Origin of the sequence: Mesorhizobium sp. Root102 (genome assembly GCF_001425625.1) — a bacterium.
Classification (GTDB): domain Bacteria; phylum Pseudomonadota; class Alphaproteobacteria; order Rhizobiales; family Rhizobiaceae; genus Mesorhizobium.
This window is the reverse complement of sequence record NZ_LMCP01000048.1, coordinates 249,497-272,673: the sequence shown is the minus strand read 5'-3', so window position 1 is coordinate 272,673 and position 23,177 is coordinate 249,497. Positions and strand designations below refer to the sequence as shown.

At 65.9% G+C, this 23,177-nt stretch carries 22 protein-coding genes, 1 tRNA gene and 1 pseudogene; 6 read left to right on the top strand and 18 right to left on the bottom strand.

The annotated features are described in order from the left end of the window. Positions 1-15 precede the first annotated feature (15 nt). Positions 16-1,035, top strand: coding sequence for a ketol-acid reductoisomerase (ilvC, locus tag ASD12_RS32555; RefSeq protein WP_023757108.1), 1,020 nt, complete (start codon positions 16-18; stop codon positions 1,033-1,035). A gap of 93 nt (positions 1,036-1,128) precedes the next feature. Here the strand turns inward: ilvC and ASD12_RS32550 are convergent, their stop codons facing one another. Beyond that, complete coding sequence (locus ASD12_RS32550) at positions 1,129-1,671, bottom strand: BA14K family protein (protein ID WP_056596831.1); 543 nt, start codon at positions 1,669-1,671, stop codon at positions 1,129-1,131. 188 nt (positions 1,672-1,859) lie between these two features. Here ASD12_RS32550 and ASD12_RS32545 point away from each other — a divergent pair, with 188 nt between their 5' ends. Both ASD12_RS32545 and ASD12_RS32540 read left to right on the top strand, forming a co-directional pair. Then, positions 1,860-2,972 carry an endonuclease/exonuclease/phosphatase family protein gene (locus tag ASD12_RS32545; RefSeq protein ID WP_056596826.1) on the top strand — a complete coding sequence of 371 codons (1,113 nt, stop codon included), beginning with the start codon at positions 1,860-1,862 and terminating at the stop codon, positions 2,970-2,972. A 16-nt stretch (positions 2,973-2,988) separates the two neighbouring features. Continuing rightward, positions 2,989-3,705 (top strand): hypothetical protein, encoded by a 717-nt coding sequence (locus ASD12_RS32540; RefSeq protein WP_056596824.1) that lies wholly within the window; start codon positions 2,989-2,991, stop codon positions 3,703-3,705. Here the strand turns inward: ASD12_RS32540 and ASD12_RS32535 are convergent. The 4 genes from ASD12_RS32535 to ASD12_RS32520 all read right to left on the bottom strand — a co-directional run bounded on the left by ASD12_RS32535 (position 3,702) and on the right by ASD12_RS32520 (position 7,400). Continuing rightward, entirely contained in the window at positions 3,702-3,944 is a 243-nt protein-coding gene (locus ASD12_RS32535) for a hypothetical protein (protein ID WP_056596822.1), read from the bottom strand. The genes ASD12_RS32540 and ASD12_RS32535 overlap by 4 nt on opposite strands. A 124-nt stretch (positions 3,945-4,068) precedes the next feature. After that, the gene (locus tag ASD12_RS32530) at positions 4,069-5,286 is read right to left on the bottom strand and encodes an ABC transporter permease (protein WP_056596821.1); all 1,218 of its coding nucleotides are present in this window, start codon (positions 5,284-5,286) and stop codon (positions 4,069-4,071) included. A gap of 100 nt (positions 5,287-5,386) precedes the next feature. Then, positions 5,387-6,100 carry an ABC transporter ATP-binding protein gene (locus ASD12_RS32525; RefSeq protein WP_056596818.1) on the bottom strand — a complete coding sequence of 238 codons (714 nt, stop codon included), beginning with the start codon at positions 6,098-6,100 and terminating at the stop codon, positions 5,387-5,389. A gap of 4 nt (positions 6,101-6,104) precedes the next feature. Next, positions 6,105-7,400: an efflux RND transporter periplasmic adaptor subunit gene (locus ASD12_RS32520; protein ID WP_056596816.1), complete on the bottom strand. Its 1,296-nt coding sequence runs from the start codon at positions 7,398-7,400 to the stop codon at positions 6,105-6,107. Between the two features lie 101 nt (positions 7,401-7,501). Here ASD12_RS32520 and ASD12_RS32515 point away from each other — a divergent pair, with 101 nt between their 5' ends. Continuing rightward, positions 7,502-8,410: a PhzF family phenazine biosynthesis protein gene (locus ASD12_RS32515; protein ID WP_056596815.1), complete on the top strand. Its 909-nt coding sequence runs from the start codon at positions 7,502-7,504 to the stop codon at positions 8,408-8,410. A 107-nt stretch (positions 8,411-8,517) separates the two neighbouring features. Continuing rightward, positions 8,518-8,593, top strand: a tRNA-Lys gene (locus ASD12_RS32510). A gap of 112 nt (positions 8,594-8,705) precedes the next feature. Here the strand turns inward: ASD12_RS32510 and ASD12_RS32505 are convergent. The 8 genes from ASD12_RS32505 to ASD12_RS32470 all read right to left on the bottom strand — a co-directional run bounded on the left by ASD12_RS32505 (position 8,706) and on the right by ASD12_RS32470 (position 15,375). Further along, positions 8,706-8,963 (bottom strand): hypothetical protein, encoded by a 258-nt coding sequence (locus ASD12_RS32505; RefSeq protein WP_056596810.1) that lies wholly within the window; start codon positions 8,961-8,963, stop codon positions 8,706-8,708. An 83-nt stretch (positions 8,964-9,046) separates the two neighbouring features. After that, entirely contained in the window at positions 9,047-10,057 is a 1,011-nt protein-coding gene (gene cobT / locus ASD12_RS32500; RefSeq protein ID WP_056596808.1) for a nicotinate-nucleotide--dimethylbenzimidazole phosphoribosyltransferase, read from the bottom strand. Between the two features lie 39 nt (positions 10,058-10,096). Then, positions 10,097-10,873, bottom strand: a complete 777-nt coding sequence (gene cobS, locus ASD12_RS32495) for an adenosylcobinamide-GDP ribazoletransferase (RefSeq protein WP_056596804.1) — start codon at positions 10,871-10,873, stop codon at positions 10,097-10,099. 3 nt (positions 10,874-10,876) lie between these two features. Continuing rightward, a complete protein-coding gene (locus ASD12_RS32490; protein WP_056596800.1) occupies positions 10,877-12,190 on the bottom strand; it encodes a cobyrinate a,c-diamide synthase in 1,314 nt (437 codons plus the stop codon). Next, positions 12,187-13,005 (bottom strand): uroporphyrinogen-III C-methyltransferase, encoded by an 819-nt coding sequence (gene cobA, locus ASD12_RS32485; protein ID WP_056596797.1) that lies wholly within the window; start codon positions 13,003-13,005, stop codon positions 12,187-12,189. The genes ASD12_RS32490 and cobA overlap by 4 nt, the downstream gene beginning before the upstream one ends. Next, complete coding sequence (cobM, locus tag ASD12_RS32480; protein ID WP_056596795.1) at positions 13,002-13,766, bottom strand: precorrin-4 C(11)-methyltransferase; 765 nt, start codon at positions 13,764-13,766, stop codon at positions 13,002-13,004. The genes cobA and cobM overlap by 4 nt, the downstream gene beginning before the upstream one ends. Then, complete coding sequence (locus ASD12_RS32475) at positions 13,763-14,149, bottom strand: cobalamin biosynthesis protein (protein WP_056596932.1); 387 nt, start codon at positions 14,147-14,149, stop codon at positions 13,763-13,765. The genes cobM and ASD12_RS32475 overlap by 4 nt, the downstream gene beginning before the upstream one ends. Beyond that, on the bottom strand, positions 14,146-15,375 hold the full coding sequence (locus tag ASD12_RS32470) for a bifunctional cobalt-precorrin-7 (C(5))-methyltransferase/cobalt-precorrin-6B (C(15))-methyltransferase (protein ID WP_056596792.1): 1,230 nt from the start codon (positions 15,373-15,375) through the stop codon (positions 14,146-14,148). Before ASD12_RS32470 ends, ASD12_RS32475 begins: the two co-directional genes overlap by 4 nt. Position 15,376: 1 nt before the next feature. Here ASD12_RS32470 and ASD12_RS32465 point away from each other — a divergent pair, with 1 nt between their 5' ends. Further along, entirely contained in the window at positions 15,377-16,144 is a 768-nt protein-coding gene (locus ASD12_RS32465) for a cobalt-precorrin-6A reductase (RefSeq protein ID WP_056596930.1), read from the top strand. On the opposite strand, the gene ASD12_RS32460 is transcribed toward ASD12_RS32465, so the two are convergent. The 5 genes and pseudogenes from ASD12_RS32460 to cobN all read right to left on the bottom strand — a co-directional run bounded on the left by ASD12_RS32460 (position 16,108) and on the right by cobN (position 23,177). After that, positions 16,108-16,872: a precorrin-3B C(17)-methyltransferase gene (locus tag ASD12_RS32460; protein ID WP_056596789.1), complete on the bottom strand. Its 765-nt coding sequence runs from the start codon at positions 16,870-16,872 to the stop codon at positions 16,108-16,110. The genes ASD12_RS32465 and ASD12_RS32460 overlap by 37 nt on opposite strands. Beyond that, positions 16,869-17,627 (bottom strand): precorrin-2 C(20)-methyltransferase, encoded by a 759-nt coding sequence (locus ASD12_RS32455; RefSeq protein WP_056596787.1) that lies wholly within the window; start codon positions 17,625-17,627, stop codon positions 16,869-16,871. The genes ASD12_RS32460 and ASD12_RS32455 overlap by 4 nt, the downstream gene beginning before the upstream one ends. Further along, a complete protein-coding gene (locus tag ASD12_RS32450; protein ID WP_056596785.1) occupies positions 17,624-18,256 on the bottom strand; it encodes a precorrin-8X methylmutase in 633 nt (210 codons plus the stop codon). Before ASD12_RS32450 ends, ASD12_RS32455 begins: the two co-directional genes overlap by 4 nt. Then, positions 18,231-19,722, bottom strand: a pseudogene (gene cobG, locus ASD12_RS32445) (precorrin-3B synthase). The gene ASD12_RS32450 and the pseudogene cobG overlap by 26 nt, the downstream one beginning before the upstream one ends. After that, positions 19,719-23,177 (bottom strand): cobaltochelatase subunit CobN, encoded by a 3,459-nt coding sequence (cobN, locus tag ASD12_RS32440; RefSeq protein ID WP_056596779.1) that lies wholly within the window; start codon positions 23,175-23,177, stop codon positions 19,719-19,721. Before cobN ends, cobG begins: the two are co-directional and overlap by 4 nt.

Here is a 23,177-nt window from a genome sequence, read left to right as displayed (position 1 = left end):
GGGAAGGAAGACAAAATGCGCGTCTATTACGATCGTGATGCCGATCTCAATCTGATCAAGGGCAAGAAGGTCGCCATCATCGGCTACGGCAGCCAGGGCAGGGCGCACGCGCTCAACCTCAAGGATTCCGGCGCCAAGGAGATCGCCATTGGCCTCAAGGCCGGCTCGGCGACCGCCAAGAAGGTCGAAGCCGACGGGCTCAAGGTGATGAGCGTGGCGGACGCCGCCAAATGGGCCGACCTGATGATGATGGCAACGCCCGACGAATTGCAGGCCGACATCTACAAGAACGAGATCGCGCCGAACATCCGCGATGGTGCCGCAATCGCCTTCGCGCACGGTCTCAACGTGCATTTCGGCCTGATCGAGCCGAAGTCGACTGTGGACGTCGTCATGATCGCACCGAAGGGCCCCGGTCACACGGTGCGCGGCGAATACCAGAAGGGCGGCGGCGTGCCGTGCCTGGTCGCCGTCAATCAGGACGCTTCGGGCAACGCGCTCGACCTGGCGCTGTCCTACGCTTGCGGCGTCGGCGGCGGCCGTTCGGGTATCATCGAGACCAATTTCCGCGAGGAATGCGAGACCGATCTGTTCGGCGAACAGGTCGTGCTGTGCGGCGGTCTGGTCGAGTTGATCCGTGCCGGCTTCGAGACGCTGGTAGAAGCCGGCTACGCGCCGGAGATGGCCTATTTCGAGTGCCTGCACGAGGTCAAGCTGATCGTCGACCTGATCTATGAAGGCGGCATCGCCAACATGAACTACTCGATCTCGAACACCGCTGAGTGGGGCGAATATGTCTCGGGCCCGCGCATCATCACCGCCGAGACCAAGGCCGAGATGAAACGCGTGCTGAAGGACATCCAGACCGGCAAGTTCACCTCGGAGTGGATGCAGGAATACCGTGCCGGCATGTCGCGCTTCAAGGGCATCCGTCGCATGAACGACAGCCACCAGATCGAGGAAGTCGGCGCCAAGCTGCGCGCGATGATGCCGTGGATTTCCAAGAACAAGCTGGTCGACAAGGCCAAGAACTGAGCGAAGGTCTATCGCCGGAAGACGGCAGCTTCGAACCGTCAAGATCAAAAAAAACGGCGCCACGTGGCGCCGTTTTTAATTTCTGAGGCTAACTCAGCTATAGGGCGACCAGCATTGCTGGCGCGGGCCGTTGTAGGGCTGGAACGTGTTGTCGTAGGCCCGGTACGACCGGTAGCGGTTGTAGCACCATTGGACATGGGCGCTCGAAAGCCGGCCGGCACGGTAGTAGCGGCGCGGCGGCGGTGCATTGTAGTAGTCGTAGTTGTTGTACATGCTGCCGATGCCAAGCCCCAGCCCAAGGCCCAGGAGTGCGGCCGCTCCATCATCGTGGTAACGGCCGCCGCGATAGTGGTGACGGCGCCAACGCCAATTGTCTCCACCGTTCCAGTTTCCGTGGTTGCCGTTCCAATTGCGGCGCCCGTCATGACGGCGCCATCTCCATTCGTTGTTGAATTGGCGGTTGTTGCCGCCCGCCCATTCGTCGCGCACTGGCGTCACCGTCGGCGCCGCCGTGCTGGTGGGAATTGACATGTTCGGCTGCAGGATCGGTCCGGCTGCGGACGGCGCCGTGACGCCGGAAAGGATACCGAGCGCTATCAGCCCGGATTTGACCGTGGAAGAAAAGAGCGAATTCATTGCACTCTCCAAGAGTTACAGGCCCCACGCCCACCCGAGGAATGGGGCAACAATGGATGTTTGCATCTGAACGGCGGATGAACGGAAAGGTTCCGTCAACCATGGCGCGAATGCCCCAGGACCAGTCGATCCCCGCTGGTGGTCCTGCGCGCTTGTTTTCTCTAGCGCTTGCGGGCAAAGGTCATGGCATGTCGCTGCGCCTTGCCACCTTCAATGTCGAGAACCTGATGAACAGGTTCGATTATTCCGGCTATCGCAATCAGCTCAATGAGGATCGCACGCTGGCGCTGTTCGATATCCAGAGCGAAGCCGAATACAAGATGCTGGAGCAGGCCCGCGCCATCGCCCAGTCCGACGACACGCGCCAACTGACGGCGCTGGCGATCGCGGCCACCCGCGCCGACATCATCTGCATGCAGGAAGTCGACAACATCGAGGCGCTGAAGGCCTTCGAATACGGCTATCTATTCAAGATGGTGGGGCAAGGCTACCGGCAGAAATACACCACCTCGGGCAATGATTCGCGCGGCATCGACGTTGCCGTGATGATGCGCAACGAAACCGCGCAGGGCCAGCCGATCGAATTCGTGCGCATGACCAGCCACGCCTATGTCACCTACGAGCAGTTCGGGCTGCATACGCCGGAGCTTGCGGCACTCGGCAACCAGGCCAATGAACGCATCTTCCGGCGTGACTGCCTGGAAGTCGACATTACAGTGGGCGGCGTGCCGCTGACGCTTTACCTCGTGCATTTCAAGTCGATGGGCTCGCCACGCAACGGGCTCGACGGGCGCGCGGCGACGATGCCGGTGCGCATCGCGGAGGCGCAAGCCGTGCGACGGATCATCGAGGAGCGTTTCGGTGGGGAGCACGCCGCCGAAAAGCGGTGGGCGATCTGCGGCGACATGAACGATTACCGCCAGCGCGTGAAGATCGCCGGCGACGCGATCGACGGCTACCGCTTCGAGGTGGTCGACGAGGCCGTGTCCTGCATCAATGTGCTGACAGAAGGCGGCTTCTGCGAAAACGTCGTCGAGCGGCGCCCCGAGATGAACCGCTGGAGTCTGTACCACACGCGCGGACCGGAAGAGCGGCATCTGTGCCAGCTCGACTATATCCTGCTGTCGAAGGGGCTTGCCGCCAGCAACGCCACGGCCGTTCCCGACATCATCCGCAACGGCCAGCCCTGGCGGACCATTTTTCCGCCTGGGCAGGAAGTCGAGCGCTTTCCGCGCGCCGGCTGGGACCGGCCGAAGGCGTCGGACCATTGTCCGGTGGCCATTACCCTGGACATGACCTAAGCAGCGTTGGAGCAACATGAGTTTCGACCTGCCGCGCAATGTCATCCTGCCGGTCGACGCCGTCGACGTCCGGCTCGATCCCGGCCCGCATCCCTTCGCCTTGGACAATGCGGAGGCGATCGCCGAGAACTGGCAGCGCGAGATCGCGGCCAATCCGGCGCTGTTCGACGGTACGGTGGTGCTGCTGTCGCAACTTGCGTACCGCGACAACCGTCTCGTAGGCCGCTGTCATGCGGTCACCTATTCGACGTTCATGCTATGGCGAAAACGGCGCGAGAATTCGGGCGCAGAGCACGCCTATGCGCATGCCATGCTGGTGGCCGGCGACAACGCGCTGGTGGCGATCCGCATGGGACCGCACACGGTCAACGCCGGCAGCGTCTATTTCGCCGCCGGCTCGTTCGAGCCGGTCGATTTCCGCAACGGCCTCGTCGATGTCGATTTCAACGCGATTCGCGAAGTGCGTGAGGAAACAGGCATCGATCTAACCGGTGCGGCGCGCGGTAAACGCTACTATGCCATGTCGACCAACAGCGGCACGGTGATCTTCCGCCGCTACCACGAGACAGCGTCCGCCGACGAGATCGCCCGTCGCATCAGCGCCTTCGTTGCCGCCGAGACCGAGCCGGAGATCGAAGGGCCGGTGATCATCCGCCATGCCGCCGACCTGCCGGCCGGGCTGTCAGCGCACATGAAGCCGCTGATCGAGTGGCATTTTTCGGGCGTCGATTAACGAAGCGTCTTGCTCTGCGCCGCCTTGCGGTCGTTGCTGGCGGCGACGATAAACATGATAAGGCCGATGCCCAGCAAGCCGCCCATCGCCATTCCCATGGTCCGGCCGACGACTGCCTGAAAATCTGATGTGACGCGATCGGGATTGGCGAGGCCATAGCGGGCGAGATACCACCAGATGCCTGCAAGGAAGGCCTCGATGATGACCATCGCCAGGATCAGTCGCGCCTTCTTGCTCATTGGCTATTCCTCCACCCAATTGCCCTAGCATCGCGAACGGTGCGGGGACAGTGGTGGCCGAGCGGAACCGTCGAAGGCTGTGCAAAACCGGTCGGAGCGCTGGCCGCGTTCCGGCCGGGTTGCCCTATTCGTGCCTGAGCGCGTCGATCGGGTCGAGCCGGGCGCCGCGCAGCGCCGGGAAGAAGCCGAACACCATGCCGATCAGCGCGGAAAAACCGACGGCGAGCAGGATGACCGCCGGGCTCGGTGCGAAGGGGATGGTCAGCATCACCGAGGCGAGGCCGGCCAGCGCCAGGCCGATCAGGATGCCGACGATGCCGCCGAGCAGCGATAGCACCGTTGCCTCGACCAGGAACTGGATGAGGATGTGCTTTTCATGCGCGCCGATGGCCAGCCTGATGCCGATCTCGCGGGTGCGCTCGGTGACCGACACCAGCATGATGTTCATGATGCCAATGCCCCCGACCAGCAGGCTCACGCCGGCGACCGCGCCCAGCATCCCGGTCATGGTGGTTGTGGCGCTGGCCATGGCGTCGGCGATCTGGGTCATGTCGCGGATGGCGAAATCGCTCTCGCGCTCGGGCGTGATGCGCCTGATATCGCGCAAGATGTCCTCGACGCGCGGCTGCAGTTCGCTGGTCGGCGTGCGGTCGTCGGCGGCGATGTAGATGCTGTCGATGTCACGGTTGCCGGCAATGCGGCGCTGATAGGCATGCAGCGGCATCAGGACGACATTGTCCTGGTCCTGGCCGAAGCCGGTATAGCCCTTCGGCTCGAGCAGGCCGATGATCTTGCAGGAGGTGCGGTTGACGCGGATGATCTCGCCCTCGGGGTCGCCGGCGCCGAAGAACTGCTGGCGCACCGTCTCGCCGATCAGGCACACGCCGGTGCCCGAGCGGGTTTCGGAATCGCTGAACGGACGACCGGACACCAGCTTCCAGTCGCGCGCATCGAGATAGGCGCTGTCGGTGCCGGTGACGCCCGAAGTCAGGCTCTCGGTGCCGAAGATGACGCGGACCTGCTTTTGCGATGCCGGCGAAATGGCGCGCGCGCCGGTCAGGTGCGCGACCAGCGCCGCCAGGTCCTTTTCGGCCAGCGGACGCACCACCTGGTCGAGCCCGCCCGGACCACCGGGACCGGCCGGGCGTCCGGAACGGACGACCAGCAGGTTGCTGCCGAGCTTGGAGATGTCGGCTTTGACCTTTTGCGTGGTGCCGGAGCCAATGGTGAGCATCGCAATGACGGCGGCGACGCCGATGACGATGCCGAGCAAGGTCAGGAACGAGCGCAGCACGTTGCGGCGGATCGAGCGGAGCGAGAGGCGGACGGTTTCCCAGATCATGATATAGAGCCTGATCCATCCCGACAGAGCCGGGATGGGGCTCTATCATCTCTTTGTTTGAACATGATCTTCTCCGAAAACCGGATTCCACTTTTCGGGATCATGGCTGAGCCACTTCCAGCTTCGAGGTGTCCGAGGCGACGCGGCCGTCGACGAAGCGGATGGTGCGCTTGGCATATTCGGCAACGTCTGCCTCGTGGGTGACCATGGTGATGGTCAGGCCAACCTCCTCGTTCAGCTTCCTTAGCAGTTCCATGATTTCATGCGTCCGGGCGGTGTCGAGATTCCCGGTCGGCTCGTCGGCGACGAGCAGCGTCGGCCTTGTGACGATGGCGCGTGCGATCGCCACGCGCTGCTGCTGGCCGCCGGACAACTCGGCCGGCGTGTGATGCTCGCGGCCGACAAGGCCGACCTCCGCCAGCGCCTGCATGGCGAGGTCGCGGCGCTCGCGGGCGGCAACGCCGCGATAGATCAGCGGCAGCTCGACATTCTCCGCAGCGGTGGTGCGGGCCAGCAGATTGTAGCCCTGGAAGACGAAACCGACATAGAGGTTGCGCAGCATGGCGCGGCGGTTGCGGTCTAGCCGGCCGGCATCGATGCCCATGAAGGAATAGGTTCCGGCCGTCGGCGTGTCGAGGCAGCCGATGATGTTCATTGCTGTCGACTTGCCGGAGCCGGACGGGCCCATGATGGCGACGAATTCGCCACGCTTTATGGCAAGGTCGACGCCGGCCAGCGCGTGGATCCGGGCCTCGCCCTGGCCGTAGCTCTTCCAGACCTTGTCGAAGGTGATGAGGGTCGCGCCCGCGGCCACGGCATCAGCTCCGCTGCTGCGACGCGGTGATGACCTGAGCGCCTTCGTCCAGGCCCGAAGTGATCTCGGTCAGTTCGCCATCGGTGGAGCCGATCTTGACGCTGACCGGATGCGGACGCCCGTTCTCCAGCACATAGAGCGTGCGCGAGCCGTCGGTGGGCACTGTGGCGGCCTGTCGCTGGCGGTTGCCGCCGGGGCGCCCCATGCGGCCGGTGAACAGGTCGCTCAGGCTCCAGCCGCGTGCGGCGGCCTGCTGCGCCGGGCGATAGCGGAAGGCCGTGGCCGGCACGGTAAGCACACCCTTGGCCTGCTTTGTGACGACCGAGACGGTGGCGGTCATGCCAGGCCGCAGCAACAGCTCGTTGTTGTCGACCTCAAGCCGCGCATTATAGGTGACGACGCCGTCGGTGGTCACCGAGGCATAGGAGATGTCGCGGATCTCGGCGTCGAACGGCCGCTCCGGGAAGGCATCGACGGTGAAGCGGGCATGCTGGCCGGATTTGACCGCGCCGATATCGGCCTCGTCGACCGCCGCCACCAGTTCCATGTTTCTGAGATCGGCGGCGATGATGAACAGCACGGGCGCCTGCAAGGAGGAGGCGACCGTCTGCCCGGGATCGACCGAGCGCGTCAGCACGATGCCGTCGATCGGCGCATAGATGGTGCTGTTGGCAAGGTCGGTCTGCTGCGATTTTAGATCGGCATTGGCGATGGCGAGATTGGCGGTGGCGCTGTCGAGCGCCGCCTTGGAGCGATCGCGCGTCGCCGTCGCCGCCTCGAGCGACTGGTCGGTCGCCATGCCGCGCTTGGTCAGTGCCGCCGCGCGGACAAGCGCCTTTTCGTTCTCGGTCAGCGTTACCGTGGCGTCCTCGACATTGGCGGCGGCGCCCTTGGCGGAGGCCTCCGCCCGTTCGATCTGCACCTGCAGCTTGGTGGTGTCGAGGGCAGCCAGCACGTCGCCCTTCTTGACCTGCTGGTTCTCCTCCACCGACACCGAACGGATGACGCCGGAGAGCTGGCTAGAGATATCGACCTGGGTGAGCGGCTGCAGCGTACCGGTCGCCGACACCGCGACGGTGAGGTCGGCCTTGGCGGCAGGCACTGTGGTGTAGTCAATCTTGGCCGGCGAGCCGGCATACCATTGATAGGCGCCAACCCCGGCGGCGAGCACGATCAGCGCCAGCAGCGCATAGAGCCAGCCACGCCGGCGCGACTTGCGCCGACCCGTCTTGTCGAGCCCAAGCGCCGTCTCGATGGCGGAATCCGATTCCGTCTTTGGCAGATTGACAATCTGGTCCACGCTGGACCCCTATAATGCGCAATGTCCCTATCTGTGCACAGATCAGGATTACTGGTTCAAATATCAAATTAAATTTCGCCCATGTTGGGATTGAGGCAGGAATGAAAACCCGGAATTACTTGCTTTATGATGTGTTCACGACCGAGCGACTGGCCGGCAATCCCTTGGCCATCGTGCTGGACAGCAAGGGATTGGACACGGCCGCGATGCAGGCCATCGCGCGCGAATTCAACCTGTCCGAATCGGTTTTCGTGCTGCCGCCGGACAATCCAAAGCATAAAAACCGCATTCGCATCTTCACGCCCGACTATGAAATGCCGTTCGCCGGCCACCCAACCGTAGGCTCGGCAATCGCATTGGCGGAACTGGCGGAAGAGGGCGGCGCGGGCATCTTCGTGCTTGAGGAAAACATCGGCCCGGTGCGTTGCGCCGTCAGCAAGCACGACGGCAACACCTTTGCCGAGTTCGACCTGGCGAAGCTGCCGGAGCCGCTGACGCTCGAGGCCGATCCGGAGGCGATCGGCGCCGCCCTTGGGTTGACGCCGCACGAGATCGGCTTCGAGAATCATCGCGTCGCGTTCTGGTCGGCCGGGGTGCCCTACGTGACCATCCCGGTTGCCAATCTCGAGGCGGCGGGCCGCATCCGGCTGGACAACCAGGCCTGGTCGGAACTGGCGCCGCGCAAGAGCGAATGGGCCTTCGCCAGCCCCTATGTCTACTGCCGCGAGACGGTGAACCACGAAAGCGCCTTCCATGTGCGCATGATCGTGCCCGGCACGCCTTCCTATGAGGATCCGGCGACCGGCTCGGCGGCAGCCGCCTTTGCCGGCGCCATCATGCATTTCGACGCGCCGACCGACGGCATTTCGCAGCTGTGGATCGAGCAGGGGCTGGAGATGGGCCGGCCATCGCGCATCCGCCTCGAACTGACCGTGCAAGGCGGAAAACTGGCCTCGGCGCGCATCGGGGGCAATGCGATCAAGGTTGCGGAAGGCAGGCTGTTCGTCTGACCATCCGCGGCACTTAAGCGATTTGTCGGGAAATGATTCCGGCAGGGCTGGACAGGACCGATGGTGGCGGCTATATGCCCGCCAACGCCGGTTTTTGCCGGCCGAGTGGGTGCGTAGCTCAGTTGGTAGAGCAGCTGACTCTTAATCAGCGGGTCCACAGTTCAATCCTGTGCGCACCCACCAAATTCTTCAAAGACTTGGTGGAAAGACCCTGAAAACGAGACGCGTTTGGCGCGTCTCGGGCGGGCTGTCCGACTGTAATTCCTTAACCGCGCTATCCGAATCTCGTGGCGATTCAGCCGCGTTGGAAAATGCGGCTCAGAAACCGGCCGAATCGAAAAGCAATGCCCTTTTCCCCGGCTGCAGCATCGCTGGCGCCGATTCCATCTTTTCCTCTGGAGAAATCGCTGATGAGCCACCAGAAGAATACCAGGAAGACAACGAAGATGCCGGTATCGATCGGGCCATGACTTGAATAGCTGCTGTGACGGAGCACAACAGCAACCGCCACGGCGATAGACGCTGCAGCTGCGACGGGATGAAGTTTTTTCATCCGCAAAAGCTATTTGAGAATCGCCGTTGCCGGAAGATGCTTCCTTTGTCGTGACGACGACGGTCGATGCGGGGAATGGATAACTACTTCTCCGACACACCCGCCTCGGCAAAACTCGCCATGCGGGCATGGCATTCCAGTGCCGAGCGGACGATGTTGACGGCGAGGCAGGCGCCGGAGCCTTCGCCGAGCCGCATGCCGAGATCGAGCAGCGGCGGCAGGCCGAGGGCTTCGAGCAGGCCACGGTGGCCAGACTCAGCCGAGACATGGGCCGATACGGTGTGGGCGAGGCCGGTCGGGTGCAGCTTTGCCAGTGGGGCGGCGGCGGCGGTGCAGACGAAGCCGTCGAGCAGCACTGGTATGCCCAGATGGCGGGCGGCGAGCGTGGCGCCTAAGATGGCGGCCAGTTCGCGACCGCCGAGTGCTGCGGCGATGCCGAGCGGGTCGGCAAGGGCGGCGGCGTGGCGCTTCAGGCCGGCTTCGATGGCGACCACCTTGCGCTTCAAGCCGGCGTCATCGACGCCGGTGCCGCGCCCGGTCCATTTTTCCGCGCCACCACCGAACAGGGCGGCTGAGATTGCCGCCGCCGGCGTTGTGTTGCCGATGCCCATCTCGCCGAAGCAGATCAGGTCGAGGTCTTTCGTCACCGCGTCATAGCCGGTGGATACTGCGGCGAGAAACGCCTTGTCGTCCATTGCTGGCACTTGCGTGAAATCGCCCGTGGGATGATCGAGGTCGAGCGGGATGACGTCGAGTTCGGCGCCGGCCATGCGGGCAAGCTGGTTGATGGCGGCACCGCCGCCGGCGAAATTGGCCACCATCTGCACAGTGACCTCAGAAGGATAGGCCGACACGCCTTGCGCGGTGACGCCGTGGTTACCGGCGAAGACGAAGACTTTGACACGGTCGAGTTTTGGCATGTCGCGGCCCTGCCAGCGCGCCAGCCAGGCGGCGATCGTCTCCAGCCGACCAAGGCTGCCTTGCGGCTTGGTCAATGTGTCCTGGCGGCGGGCGACCGCATTGGCCGCGGCATCGCTGCCAGCCGGCAGGTCGAGGCAGGCGGCGCGCAGTTCTTCGAGTGATTTGAAGGGCATGGGGGCAAAGTCTCCGAAAGGGAATCAGGCCAAAGGGAATCAGGAAAGGGCTACGGAAGCGACGAGCAGCACCGCTATTTCGCTCGCCTGCTGCAAAGCGCCGATCGTGTCGCCGGTCTGGCCCTCGATCTGGTTGAGGCAAAGCGCGCGGAAGGCGGCAAACAGCAGGCCAAGCAAGATCAGCGCGAAAACGGCGCCGCCCAGCCCGAGCAGCAGGAGCGGAATCGCGCCGAGCACGGCGCCGGCTGTTGCCGTTTCGGCAGAGACGGTGCCGGCACCGACCGAGAGGCCGTCGACCCGCGCCGGGGGCAAGAGATGCATGAAAGCGCCGAGCAGGCCGCGCGAGGCCGCGTGGGCGGCCAGGAGGGCGAACAGCGCCTGTGTGGGGTCGACGAATTCCGACAGCGCGCTCCAGCGGATCAGCAGCGACAGAGCCAGCGTCGCTGCGCCATAGGCGCCGATGCGGCTGTCGCGCATGATCTCGAGTTTGCGGCCGCGCGATTTGCCGCCGCCGAAGCCGTCGGCGACGTCGGACAACCCGTCCTCATGCAGGCAGCCGGTGGTGAGCACGGTTGCCACAAGCGCAAGAGCTGCCGCCGGCCCCATGGCAAGGCCAAACCGTTCCGCCGTGGCAAAGACGATCGCGCCGATCAGGCCGACGACGAGCCCGGCGACAGGGGCGGCCCAGATCGCGGCGGCAAGGCTGCGGCCGCGAAAGTCGAAGACGGGTAGCGGCAGCCTGGTGAAGAAGACCAGGCAAAGCGCGATGTCGTCGACGACCTGCCGCGGTGAAAGGGCCAGGTTCTTGAACTTCATGCTCTAGCCCCTCGCAATCGCATGGAAGAAGGTGCCGCTGACATGGCCGCGCCGGTAGCCCGAGGCGCCGATCGGATTGCCCTGGCCGTCGGCAAGGTCGGCCAGCGGCTCGTCATTGCCGGCAGAGGTCATCTGCGCATAGTGGAATTCGTGGCCACGGATCAATGCGCCAGCCGAGCCCAGCGGGCAATCCGCGCGCAGCCGCGCCTCGCGATAGCCGAGATTCATCTTGCGCCTGGCGAAGCTGGTGGAATGGCCGAGTAGGCCTAGCATCGCATGCGTTTCGCCGGAGGCATCCTCCAGAGATTTGCCCAGCACCATGAAGCCACCGCACTCGCCATGGATGGGCTTTGTCGCCGCGAATCTTGCCATTCCGGTTTTGAAGTTCCCTGCCGCCGCAAGCCGGCCGGCGTGAAGCTCGGGATAGCCGCCCGGTAGCCAGCAGACATCGCAGTCTTCGTCGGGCGCTTCGTCGGCGAGCGGCGAGAACGGGACGATTTCGGCTCCGGCCTTGCGCCAGTAAGCCGCGACATGCGGATAGAGGAATGTGAAGGCAGCATCTTCGGCCAGCGCGATTCGCTGGCCGGGCGGCACAAGCGCGTCGTCAAAACCGCCGGGCGCCGGGGTGAGGGGTGTCGCCAAGGCCATGATGGCTTCGAGGTCGAGCGATTTTTCCGCCATGTCGGCCAGGCGGTCGAGATGCGCCATCAGGTCGTCATATTCGCCGGCCTGGACGAGGCCGAGGTGGCGCTCGGGCAGGTTCAGGGTGGGATCGCGCAGGATGGCGCCGACGACCGGCAGGCCGATCGCCTCGATGGCGTCGCTGCACAGCTTGCGGTGCCGCTCGCTGCCCAGCCGGTTGAGCACGACACCGGCCATGCGCACGTCCGGGTCATAGGTGGCAAAACCCTTGGCGACGGCGGCCGCGGTGGTCGACTGGCCGGAAACGTCGAGCACCAGCAGCACCGGCAGGCCATAGAGCCGCGCCAGGTCGGCCGCCGAGCCGGTGCGCCCTGGCGCGGCCGGAATGCCATCGAACAGGCCCATGGCGCTTTCGAGGATGACAAAATCAGTGTCATCGGCGGCTTGCGCGGCCAGCGCATTGAGCAGCGACGGCGGCATTGCCCAGCTGTCGAGATTGACGCCGGACAGGCCGGTGGCGGCGGTGTGGAAGCCGGGGTCGATATAGTCGGGGCCGGATTTGGCGCCGCGCACCTTCAGCCCGCGCCGGGCGAGCGCGCGCAGGATGCCGATGGTGACGCTGGTCTTGCCGGAGCCGGAGCGCGGCGCGCCGATGATGATGGCGCGGGCCGTCATGCTTGCCCCGCCAGCGCCGCGCGCATCGCAACGATGCCGCCGACGACGATCAGCGCCGGCGAGGCGAGACCGGCGGCGGCCGCTTCCTCGGCAATGGTGGCGAGCGTGGCGACGACGGTTCGTTCCTGCGGTGTCGTCGCGGCGACGATCACGGCCGCCGGTGTCGACGGCGCCAGCCCGCCGTCCAGCAGTGCCGCGGCGATGAGGGGCAGATTGGCCATGCCCATATAGACGACGACAGGCTGGCCTGTGCGGGCGATCGCCGCCCAGTCGAGATCGTCATCGGTGCCGGCGGCGTGGCCGGTGGCCAGGATCACAGCCTTGTTGATGCCGCGCATGGTGGCCGGGATGCCTGTCGCGGCCATCGCGCTGAGGCCCGAGGTCAGGCCGGGCAGGACGCGGAAGGGGATATTTTCGCGCGCCAGCGCCAGAGCTTCTTCGCCGCCACGGCCGAAAATATAGGGATCGCCGCCCTTCAGCCTGACGACGCGGCGGCCTTCCCGCGCCAGCCGCACCAGCAGTGCTGTGATGTCGTCCTGCTTCATCGACGGTTTTCCGCCACGCTTGCCGGCAAAGAAAAGATCCGCATTCTGGGCTACGGCGACGACATCCGATGAAACCAGCGCGTCGTAGACCAATGCATCCGCTTCGGCCAACGCCGCCAACACTTCCAGGGTCAGGCAGCCGGGGTCGCCGGGGCCGGCGCCGGCCAGCCAGACGTGGCCCGGTTCGAGCCGGCACGGCTTGAAATTCAGCCGGGACAAAGCCTGTTCGAGCGTGGCGTTTTCGCCCTCGTTTTTGGTGCTGCCGCTCACAATCCGTCCCGTCCGCGAAAACGCCGCTGATAGTGGGCGTCGTACAATGAACTCTCGCCAAAACCTTCCGCCGCCAGCGAGCGGCCGACGAAGATGATCGCCGTGCGCTCCATCGGATCGGCTGCGAGTTGTGCCTCGATGGTCGCCAGCGTGCCAGTCAGCACGCGCTCGTCCGGCCAGGACGCGCGGAAGACGATCGCCACCGGGCAATCGCCGCCATAGTGCGGTGTGAGTTCGGCGACGACGCGGTCGATGGCGTGGATGGCCAGATGAATGGCCAGGGTGGCGCCGGTGCGGCCGAAGCCGGCCAGCGTTTCGCCCGGCGGCATCTTTGATGCGCGCCCGGAAATGCGGGTCAGCACCAGGCTTTGCGCGACTTCGGGAATGGTCAGCTCGCGGCGCAATGCGGCGGCCGCGGCAGCAAAGGACGGCACGCCCGGCGTCAGCGTGTAGGGAATGCCATGTTTTTCCAGCCGGCGGATCTGCTCGGCAACGGCGCTCCATACCGACAGGTCGCCGGAATGGAGACGCGCCACATCATGGCCGGCCTTCTGCGCCGCGACATACTCGGCCTCGATCTCGTCGAGCGACATCGGTGCTGTGTCGATCAGTTTTGTCCCCGTTGCGCAGTGCTGCAGCAATTCGGGCGCGACGATTGAGCCGGCGTGGAGGCAGACCGGGCAGCTCGCCAAGAGCCTCGCGCCGCGCAGCGTGATGAGGTCGGCGGCACCTGGGCCGGCGCCGATGAAATGGACCGTCATGGCGCATCTCCGCTGATGGCGATGGCGCAGGTGACCGGGCCGAGCACCGTGCGGGGCCCGAGCAGCTTTGCGCCTTTGCCGGCGACGGCAACGGCGGATGCCTCGGAAACCGATGGCGTGCCGGCCAGATCCTGCGAGAGATCGGAATGGCTGAGCGTATCTGGAGAGGCGGCCTGAAGTGCTGAGTCATCAACGACGATGACCGGAAGGCGCAGCGCGCGGCCAGCGGCAGGGATCGCCTCTTCATCCTTCTTGAGCGCGGCAGTCGCCAGCGCCGAAAGAGCCGTCATCGCCAGCCCATGCGTCTCCAGCGCGGTTTCGATCGCGGCAAGCACGTCCTCGACACGCACACCTTTTCGGCTGCCGATGCCAGCGACCATCATGGCTTCACCCAGCTCCATTGGGTGATCGGCATGGCAGGCCGCCAGGCCTGCATCGAGCCAACTGGTGAAGCCCGGGAGATGCTTATCCGTGTGAGATCGCCGCCAAGCTTCGTATGCTGGGCAAGAAGCAGGGCTTCCATCTCCAGCGTCACCGCGTTTGCCACGAGACGGCCGCCAGTGCGCATCGCCTTGACAGCAGCGTTCAAGACGCCGGTGTCGCTGCCGCCGCCGCCAATGAAGATCGCGTCAGGTGTCTCCAGCCTCGCAAGCGCCTTGGGGGCGCTGCCTTCGACTACGACAAGGCCGGGAACACCACAGGCGGCGGCGTTGCGGCCAATGCGGGAGGCGCGGATCGGATCGGCCTCGATGGCAATGGTGCGCATCGAAGGGTGGGCCAGCATCCATTCGATGCCGATGGAACCGGAGCCAGCGCCGATATCCCACAGCAACTCGCCGCGCCGCGGCGCCAGCGCCGACAGGGTGATGGCGCGGATCTCGCGCTTGGTGATCTGGCCGTCATGGTCGAACAGATGATCGGCAAGGCCTGACGTGAGCGGCAGGACGCGCGCATCCGGACCAGATTCAACTTCGACCGCCAGAACGTTGAGCGGATTGATATTTTCGAGATCGAAGGCATCGGCGCGGACCGAGCGTCGGTTCTCGTTTGGCCCGCCCAGCGCCTCCAGGACCGTCAGCCGCGAGGCACCGAAGTCGAGTTCGATGAGCAGGCGGGCGATCGCCGCCGGCGCATCGTTATCCGACGTCAGCGCCAGGATGCGCGCGTTTGGGTGCAGCAGCGGCCGGATCAGGTCGAGCGGCCGGCCATGCAATGAGACGGTCTCGATATCCTGCAGCGCCCAGCCCAGCCGCGCGGCTGCCAGCGAAATGGCCGATGGCGCGGGAATGACATGCATCTCCTGCGGCTTGACCTTGCGGGCGAGGGTGGCGCCGACGCCGTGGAAGAACGGATCGCCGGAGGCGAGCACGCAGACGCGCCTGCCGGCCAGCGCCAGCACGTCTCGCATTTCGGCATCGAAAGGAACCGGCCATGGGTGCGGCTCGCCATTGGCGAAGGAAGCGACAAGGGCGAGGTGCCGCTTGCCGCCGAAGATGATCTCCGCCTGGGCAATCCGCTGCTTGGCCTCGTCGCCGAGACCCGCTAAACCGTCCTCGCCGATACCGACGACCGTCAGCCAGGCGGCTCGCGATTGACACTCAGCAGGCATGATGACCCACCGTATTCTGATCCTCGGCGGCACCACCGAAGCGCGGCAACTGGCCGGAAAACTGGCGGGGCGTGCCGATTGCTCGGCCACGCTGTCGCTGGCCGGGCGTACCGAAAGCCCGGTCGCGCAAGGCGTGCCGGTGCGAAGCGGAGGCTTTGGCGGTGCCGATGGGTTGGCTGCTTACCTGAGGGAGACGGGCACCGACCTGCTGATCGACGCCACGCACCCCTATGCGGCGCAAATATCCGCCAATGCCGCGCAGGCCGCGCGCGTGGCCCGTGTGCCGATCCTTGCCCTGCGGCGCCCAGGCTGGGAGCCTGTCGAGGGCGACCGCTGGACGCTGGTCGATAAGGTTGGCGATGCCGTGCAAGCCCTTGGACCGACGCCGCGCCGCGTCTTCCTGGCGCTCGGCCGGCAAGAGGTCGCCGCCTTCGAAGCAGCGCCCCGGCACCACTATCTCGTTCGCAGCGTCGATCCGGTCGAGCCCGCGTTGGCCGTGCCGGACGCGAGCTATCTTCTGGCGCGTGGTCCGTTCCGCGAAGCGGAGGAACGTGCGCTGTTCCAAGAGCATCGCATCGATGTCGTCGTGTCCAAGAACAGCGGCGGCGAGGCGACCTACGGCAAGATCGCCGCGGCGCGGGCGCTTGGCATCGACGTGGTCATGGTCCGACGGCCAGCCTTGCCGGATGTGCCGTCGGCTGAAACCGTCGAAGCGCTGGCCGCGATGGTCGATCATTTTGTCCGTCCCGTGGACGAGCGCGGCGTGTAGACCAGCGCCGGCTTCTCTGCGCGCTTGATGATCCTTGTTTCCGGCGAGCCGATGATGATGCAGGTCGCCATGTCTGCCCTTTCAGCCTCGACGTCGGCGAGCAGATAGACATCGATGCGCTCGTCCGGGCGGCCGGCGGCGCGGCCGAAAATCACCGGCGTGGTGCCCGGCAGGATCGCGGTCAGGCATTCGAAGGCGCGGCCAAGCTGCCAGGGGCGCGCCTTGCTGATCGGATTGTAGAGCGCGATGACGAAGCCGGCGCCGGCCGCCGCCAGCAGGCGCAATTCGATCAGATCCCAGGGCTTCAGATTGTCTGACAGTGAGATGGCGCAGAAATCATGGCCGAGCGGCGCGCCGATGCGGGCGGCAACGGCAAGCATGGCGGTGATGCCGGGCACCACAGTGACATCGACCGCGCGCCATTCGACTGGGCCGGCCTCGATCGCCTCGCAGACGGCTGCGGCCATGGCGAACACACCGGGATCGCCGCCGGAAACCACGGCGACGTCGTGGCCCTCCGCGGCTTTGACCAATGCGTCCTTGGATCGGGCGAGCTCCTCGCGGTTGTCGGAAGCGACGCGGGTCTGGTCCGGGCGCAGCTCCAGCCGGTCGAGATATGGTTTGTAGCCGTAAAAGAACTTGGCCTCGGCGACGGCGCGGCTGGCCTCCGGCGTGACCTGATCGGCATTGCCGGGGCCAAGGCCGATGACGGTGAGACGGCCGCTCATGCTTGCGCTCCCAGCGCATCGGGGCGGCCGGACCAGCCGGCGACCAGCACGATGGCGAAATAGGGCGCCTTGTCATCCTGCTTGTCGGCAAGCTTCATCGAGACGCTGCCGGCCATGGTGCCGCGCTCGACATAGACGGCGCGCGTAAGCTTGCCGGTCGACTCCAGCGCCCGCCTGATCTTGGGCAGGTTGCGGCCGACCTTCATGATGACGGCGGCATCGGTGTCGGCCAGCCGGCGCGTCAGCTCGAACTCGCTCATCGTGCCGGGCAGCACCGTCAGCACGTCGTCGCCCTGGACGATCGGAACACCAGTCTGCGACCAGCAGCCGGACATGGCGGTGACGCCGGGGATGACTTCGGTCGGGAAGCGATGCGCGAGGCGCACATGCAGATGCATGTAAGAGCCGTAGAACAGCGGGTCGCCTTCCGACAGCACCGCGACCATTTTGCCAGCGTCGAGGTGCTCGGCGACCTTCTCGGCCGACTCCTCGTAGAAAGCCGTGATCTGCGACCGGTAGTCGTCGTGATCCTTGTCGATTTCAGTGGTGACGGGATAGAGCAGCGGCAGCTCAAGCATATCCGGCCGGAAGCGTGTTTCGACGATGGCGCGCGCGTTGCTGTTGTTGCCGCGCTTGGCGAAATAGGCCACGACATCGGCTTCCGCCAAGGCCCGCGCGGCCTTCAGGGTCAGCAGTTCGGGGTCACCGGGACCGGTGCCGACGCCAACGAGACGACCTGTGGCAAGCGCGTTCACAGGCCGGGCCTCGCCAATGAATTGAGCGCGGCGGCGGTCATGGCGCTGCCGCCAAGCCGGCCGCGCACGATGGCGTAGGGCACGCCGTAGGAATTCTCGGCCAGCGCGTCCTTCGATTCGGCCGCACCGACGAAACCGACCGGCATGCCGATGATGGCGGCAGGCTTCGGCGCGCCGTCGCGCAGTTTCTCCAGCAAATAGAACAGCGCGGTCGGCGCATTGCCGATGGCGACCACCGACCCCGCCATGCGCTCGCCCCACAGGTCGATCGCGGCGGCCGAACGGGTGTTGCCGATCTCCCTGGCGATGTCGTTCGTGCGCGGGTCGCGCAAGGTGCAGATCACCTCATTGCCGGCCGGAAGCCGGGCGCGGGTGACGCCGTGCGAGACCATTTCCGCGTCGCAGAAAATTGGCGAGCCAGCCGCCAGAGCGGTGCGCGCGGCGGCAACGAAATCGGTGGAGAACACAAAATGACTTGATGCTTCGACCTGGCCGCAGGCATGGATCATGCGGATGGCGACATCGGCCTCGGCATCGGAGAAGCGCGACAGATCAGCCTCGGCGCGGATGATGGCGAAGGAGCGCTCATATATCGCCGTACCGTCATGGATATAGTCGTAGGCGGCCATGCTCATTCCTGTCGGTAAGCCTCGGCGATAGCCGCCGGCCCGAGCCTTGTCAGGCAAGCGGCGGCGGTTTCGCCTTGATATCGTGTGCTGCGGATCAGTGCCGCGACGCGGCTGATGCCGCGCGCGGCGTCATAGCCCGGCCTGTAGCCCGCAGGAAGGGCCTTTGCCGTCGCGTTCACGACAAGTCCGGCTCCGTTTTCGCCGCCGACTATCGTCAGCGCTGCCGAGCCGGGGTGGGCGCAGCCCTTGGCGCATCCGGAAACGTGCAGGGTGAAGTCGAGACTATCGGCGTTTTCGGCGGCAATCGTCTCGGCAATGTCGCGCGTGGCGATCCGCCCGGAGGCGCAGGCCGGCGTGCCGGGGCACGCGGCGATGCGCGTGCGCGGGTCGGCGGGGGAGGTGACGAAGCCGAGGGTGGCGGCGGTGTGCTGGAGGGCGCGGTTGGCGGACGATGGCTGTCCGAGGAACAACAGGGCGCGGCCTGGGGCGAGGCGGATTTCGGTTGTGTCGAGGGTGATGGCGCTTTGGGTGAGCGCGATGATTTTGTCCGCTGGCATGCTGCCATAGGGCAGGGCGATGCCGAGGGCGATACCGGCCTCGGCGAGGTCGAAAATTCCGATCGGGCGGAGTTCCTTCGCGCCCCCCTCTGTCCTGCCGGACATCTCCCCCACGAGGGGGGAGATTGGCAGCCCGGGCGCCGGCCCTCCCTCCGAAGCCATGGAAATTGGCGAAGGTGAGCGTGAATGAGCGATCTCCCCCCTCGTGGGGGAGATGTCCGGCAGGACAGAGGGGGGCGCCACAGAATGCCAGCCTGCGAGATAAGCCAATTGCCGCTCCGACAAATCCCTCGCACGAGCCTCACGGCCTTTCTCGGCAATCATTCTGAGCACGGCAACGGCAATATCGCGCGCTGCATCGTCTTCCACCGTGACAAGCGGCCGTGCATTCTGCCCGTCACCCGCGACAGCCACCCGCCACCGAACTCCCGCATCGGTTCGCGTTGCAGCAAGCCGCACATCTGCGGTCAGAGTATCCATGGTCAGTTGTCCGCTGCCGTCGACAATGACCGACACCTTCGGCCCGAGCCGTTGCGTCAGACCTGCTTCTTCGACCGCCGTCCTGATCTGTTCAGCCGGCGGCCGGGGATCGGCAATCTCTTGCGGATCTATGCCGGCCAGCGGCCCGGTCTCGACCGGCACGCCGGTGCGCACCGCGATGCCCAACGCATCGACCTCCGTCGCCAGCAACTGAGCGCTTTCCGCCGTCAGTCCGCGTATCTGCAGGCTGCCGCGCGCGGTGACTTCCATGATGCCGTTGCCGTGCCGCAGAGCGGATTCGGCTAGTCCGATCAACGACTCTGGCGACAACCCTCCAGCGACAGGGTTGAGCCGTACCAGCAGGCCGTCGCCGGTCTGCATGGGGGCTGCCAGAGCCGGGCAGGCGCCACGGCGCGAGAAGGCGTTCATGCCGCCACCCCAAGTGCTTCTGCCTCAGCAATCAGGGCCGTGAGATCGTCGTCGATGGAATTGCGCAAGGGATGCCACAGGCCACGCCGGCGCGCCGACAGCAAGCGCTCGGCGATGACTTTCGCGGCGGCGGGGTTCTCGCGCAGGATGAAGGCGCGGACAGCCGGATCGCCGAGATAGGAGTCATGCACCGCCTCGATCAGCGTTCCCGAAATGGCGTGGGTGGTTTCGGCAAAGCCGACCAGCCGGTCGACGGTTTCGGCAAATTCGGAGGCGCCACGCGGGCCGTGGCGCATCTGGCCTGATATGAAGCGTGGATTGACGGCGCGGGCACGCACGACACGCGATACGGCCTCGCTGACCGAGCGTGGCCTCGGCTTTTGCGGGTCCGTGGTGTCGAGCACGATGACGTCGGCATTCCTGCCGAGAGTTGCCAAGGCCGCCGAGAAGCCGCCGATGAAGGCGACATCGGAGGAGCCCTCGAGGATGTCGCGGCCGGGATCGTCGCCGGTGTGGACGAGAAGATCGGCCTCGGCGATGCGGCCCTCGAAGGCACCGGGCGCCAAGACGCCTTCACCTTCGGAGCCGCCATAGGCATGCGATGTGGCGTCGAGATAGGCGCGGCCGATCTCTTCGCGTGCCGCCCAGTCGCCGGAGGACAAAAGATCCTCGACACCGGCGCCGTAGGTGCCGGGCGAAGTGCCGAAGATGCGCGGGCTGATCTTGCCGTCGGCGCGGGTTTTGGCCGCGAGCGGGTTTTCCGAATCCTCCTCGTCGCGGGCGGCAACGGCGTTGGCGGCGGCATCGATCAGCGCAATCTGGGTCGGAAACATGTCGCGAAACAGGCCTGATATGCGCCAGGTGACATCGACGCGCGGCCGGCCGAGCGCGGCGGGAGGTAATACCTCGATGCCGGTGATGCGGCCAGTGGCCGCATCCCATTGCGGCCGGCAGCCCATCAGCGCCAACCCTTGAGCGATCTCCTCGCCGCCGGTGCGCAGCGATGCCGAGCCCCAGAGATCGATCACCAGCGAGCGCGGCCAGTCGCCATGCGACTGCATGTAGCCGCGCACGACTTCCTCCGCCGCTGCCTTGCCCAGATCATAGGCGGTCGGCGTCGGCATGGTGCGCGGGTCCGACGTGAACAGGTTGCGGCCGGTGGGCAGAACATCGGATCGGCCGCGCGCAGGCGCGCCGGCCGGACCGGCCTTGACGTGGCGGCCATCGAGCGCGGCGAGCAGCGCCGTCTTCTCGGCTTCAGCGCTTTGTCGCCGCATGGCGTCAGGCTCGTCCTCCGGAGCGCGGCCGTAGATATGCAGCCCGTCCTTTATGGCGAAATCCTTGAGATCGCAGAGCCAGGCATCGATTCGGCGTAGCGCTTCATCGGGCGCGTCGGTCCTGGCGACGCCGGCTTCGGTGGCGAGGCCGGTTTTTTGCGCGGTGTCGACGATCAGTTTTGCCAGGCGGTCGCGGCGGCGACGGTCGAGCCCGTCGGCCTGGGCGTATTCGTCGACCAGCCGCTCGAGCTTGTGCTGGTCCTCGTCCAGTCCGGCGCCGGTCAGGGGCGGCGGCAGATGGCCAAGGGTGACGGCGGCGATGCGCCGCTTGGCCTGTGCAGCCTCGCCGGGGTTGGAGACGATGAAAGGATAGATGACGGGCAAGGGGCCGGTGACGATTTCGGGAAAGCAGTTTTCCGAAAGCGCAACCGTCTTACCCGGCAGCCACTCCAGGGTGCCGTGCGCGCCGACATGGACGAGCGCGTGGACGCCGAGCGAGCTGCGCAGCCACAGACCGAAAGCGATCAGCGCATGGCGCGGCGGCAGTGTCGGGTCGTGGTAATCGGCGCGGCGGTCGGCGGAGCGGCCGCGGTCTGGGGCCAGCGCGACGGTGATGTTTCCGAAGGTCGCGGCGCGGAAGGGGAAAGCGCTCTTACCCTCCCCCTTGTGGGGAGGGTGGCCCGCAGGGCCGGGTGGGGGTGGTGCGCCGCTACCCCCACCCCGGTTCGCGCCATCCGCTTCGCGAATGTCGCGAACCGACCCTCCCCACAAGGGGGAGGGTGAAGTATCGGCCGCTCCCCATGCAGCTTCGACTGCAGCAACAGCCTCAATCGGCAGGCCCTTTGAGAAGTCCCGATAGTCGTCCAGCCCCAGCCCATCATTGCCGCGCTCCAGCAGCCCCAGCAACGCCCGCGGCGTCTCCGGTATCCCTTCAACTCCATAGCCCTGTTCGCTCAGATCATGCAGCATCGCCAGCACGCTGGACGGCACATCGAGGCCGACGGCGTAGCCGGTTCGGCCGGGCGCGCTCGGATAATCCGGGATCAGGATGGCGAGCTTGCGCTGGGCGCGGGGCGTCTCCCGTAGTCGGATGAAGGCCGCGACGCGGTCAGCAACTTGCGCCACACGATCCGCTTCCGGCCGGTTGGCGAAGGCGCGGTGGCCAAGCGCCGGATCGACATCGCTCTCGCCCTTGAAGGAAATGGCGCCGGCCAAGATGCGGCCGTCGAGTTCGGGCAGCACGACATGCATGGCAAGGTCGGCGGGCGCCAGGCCGCGCTGGTTGTTCTCCCAGATGTCGCGGCGGGTGGTGGCGACAATGACCTGGAAGACGGGCACGCGGGCGCGGTCGAACAGGGTTTCAACGCCGGGCTCGGCGCCGGACGCGAAAGCGGTCGCGGTGATGATGGCCGCGGGTTTCAGCGCGGCCAGTGCTGTTTCCACGAACGCCAGCGATGCCGGGTCCTTCAGGCTGGAGACGAAAATGGGGACCGGGTTGATGCCGCGCTGGCGGAGCGCCTCAAACAGGGCATCGATGGGCGCGACATCAGCGGCGAGCAGCATCGATCGGTAGAACAGGATCGGCACGACCTTTCCCTCCCCCTCGAGGGGCAGGGGGACGACGCCGCGGCCGGGTTCGTAGTAGCCAACTTTTGGCACAGTGACCGGCTCTGCAGCAACCGCATCCTGTCCCGCCAACCCCGCCAACTTCTGCACCAGCGCGCTCATATTCGCCGGGCCGCCCTCGCGGAAATAATCGAGCAGGCCGTCCAACTCCTCGCGCGGCAGCGTCGAGGCTTCGATCAGGCGCAGATCCTCATCTCGGCATTCGCCGGGCAGCAGCGCCAGTTTTATGCCGCGTTCGCGGGCGGTCGAGGCAAGCTGGTCGCAGCCGTAGCGCCACCAGTCGTAGCCGCCGAGGATGCGCACGAGGATGATCTTGGCGTGGCGGGCGACGCTGTCGACCCAGAGGTCGACGGACATGGGATGGCGCAGGTCGCGCAGCGCGGCCAGCCGCATCGAGGGCAGGCGTTCGGCGTCGGCCTTCCAGGCCGCCGCCAATCCGGCGAGATCGCTGTCGGTGAAGGACAGCGCCACGATATCCGCCGGCGTCTGCCGCAGATCGACCGGCTCGGCGAGGTCGTCGAGCGAGGCGGATGTCGTGGTTAGGATGTGCAT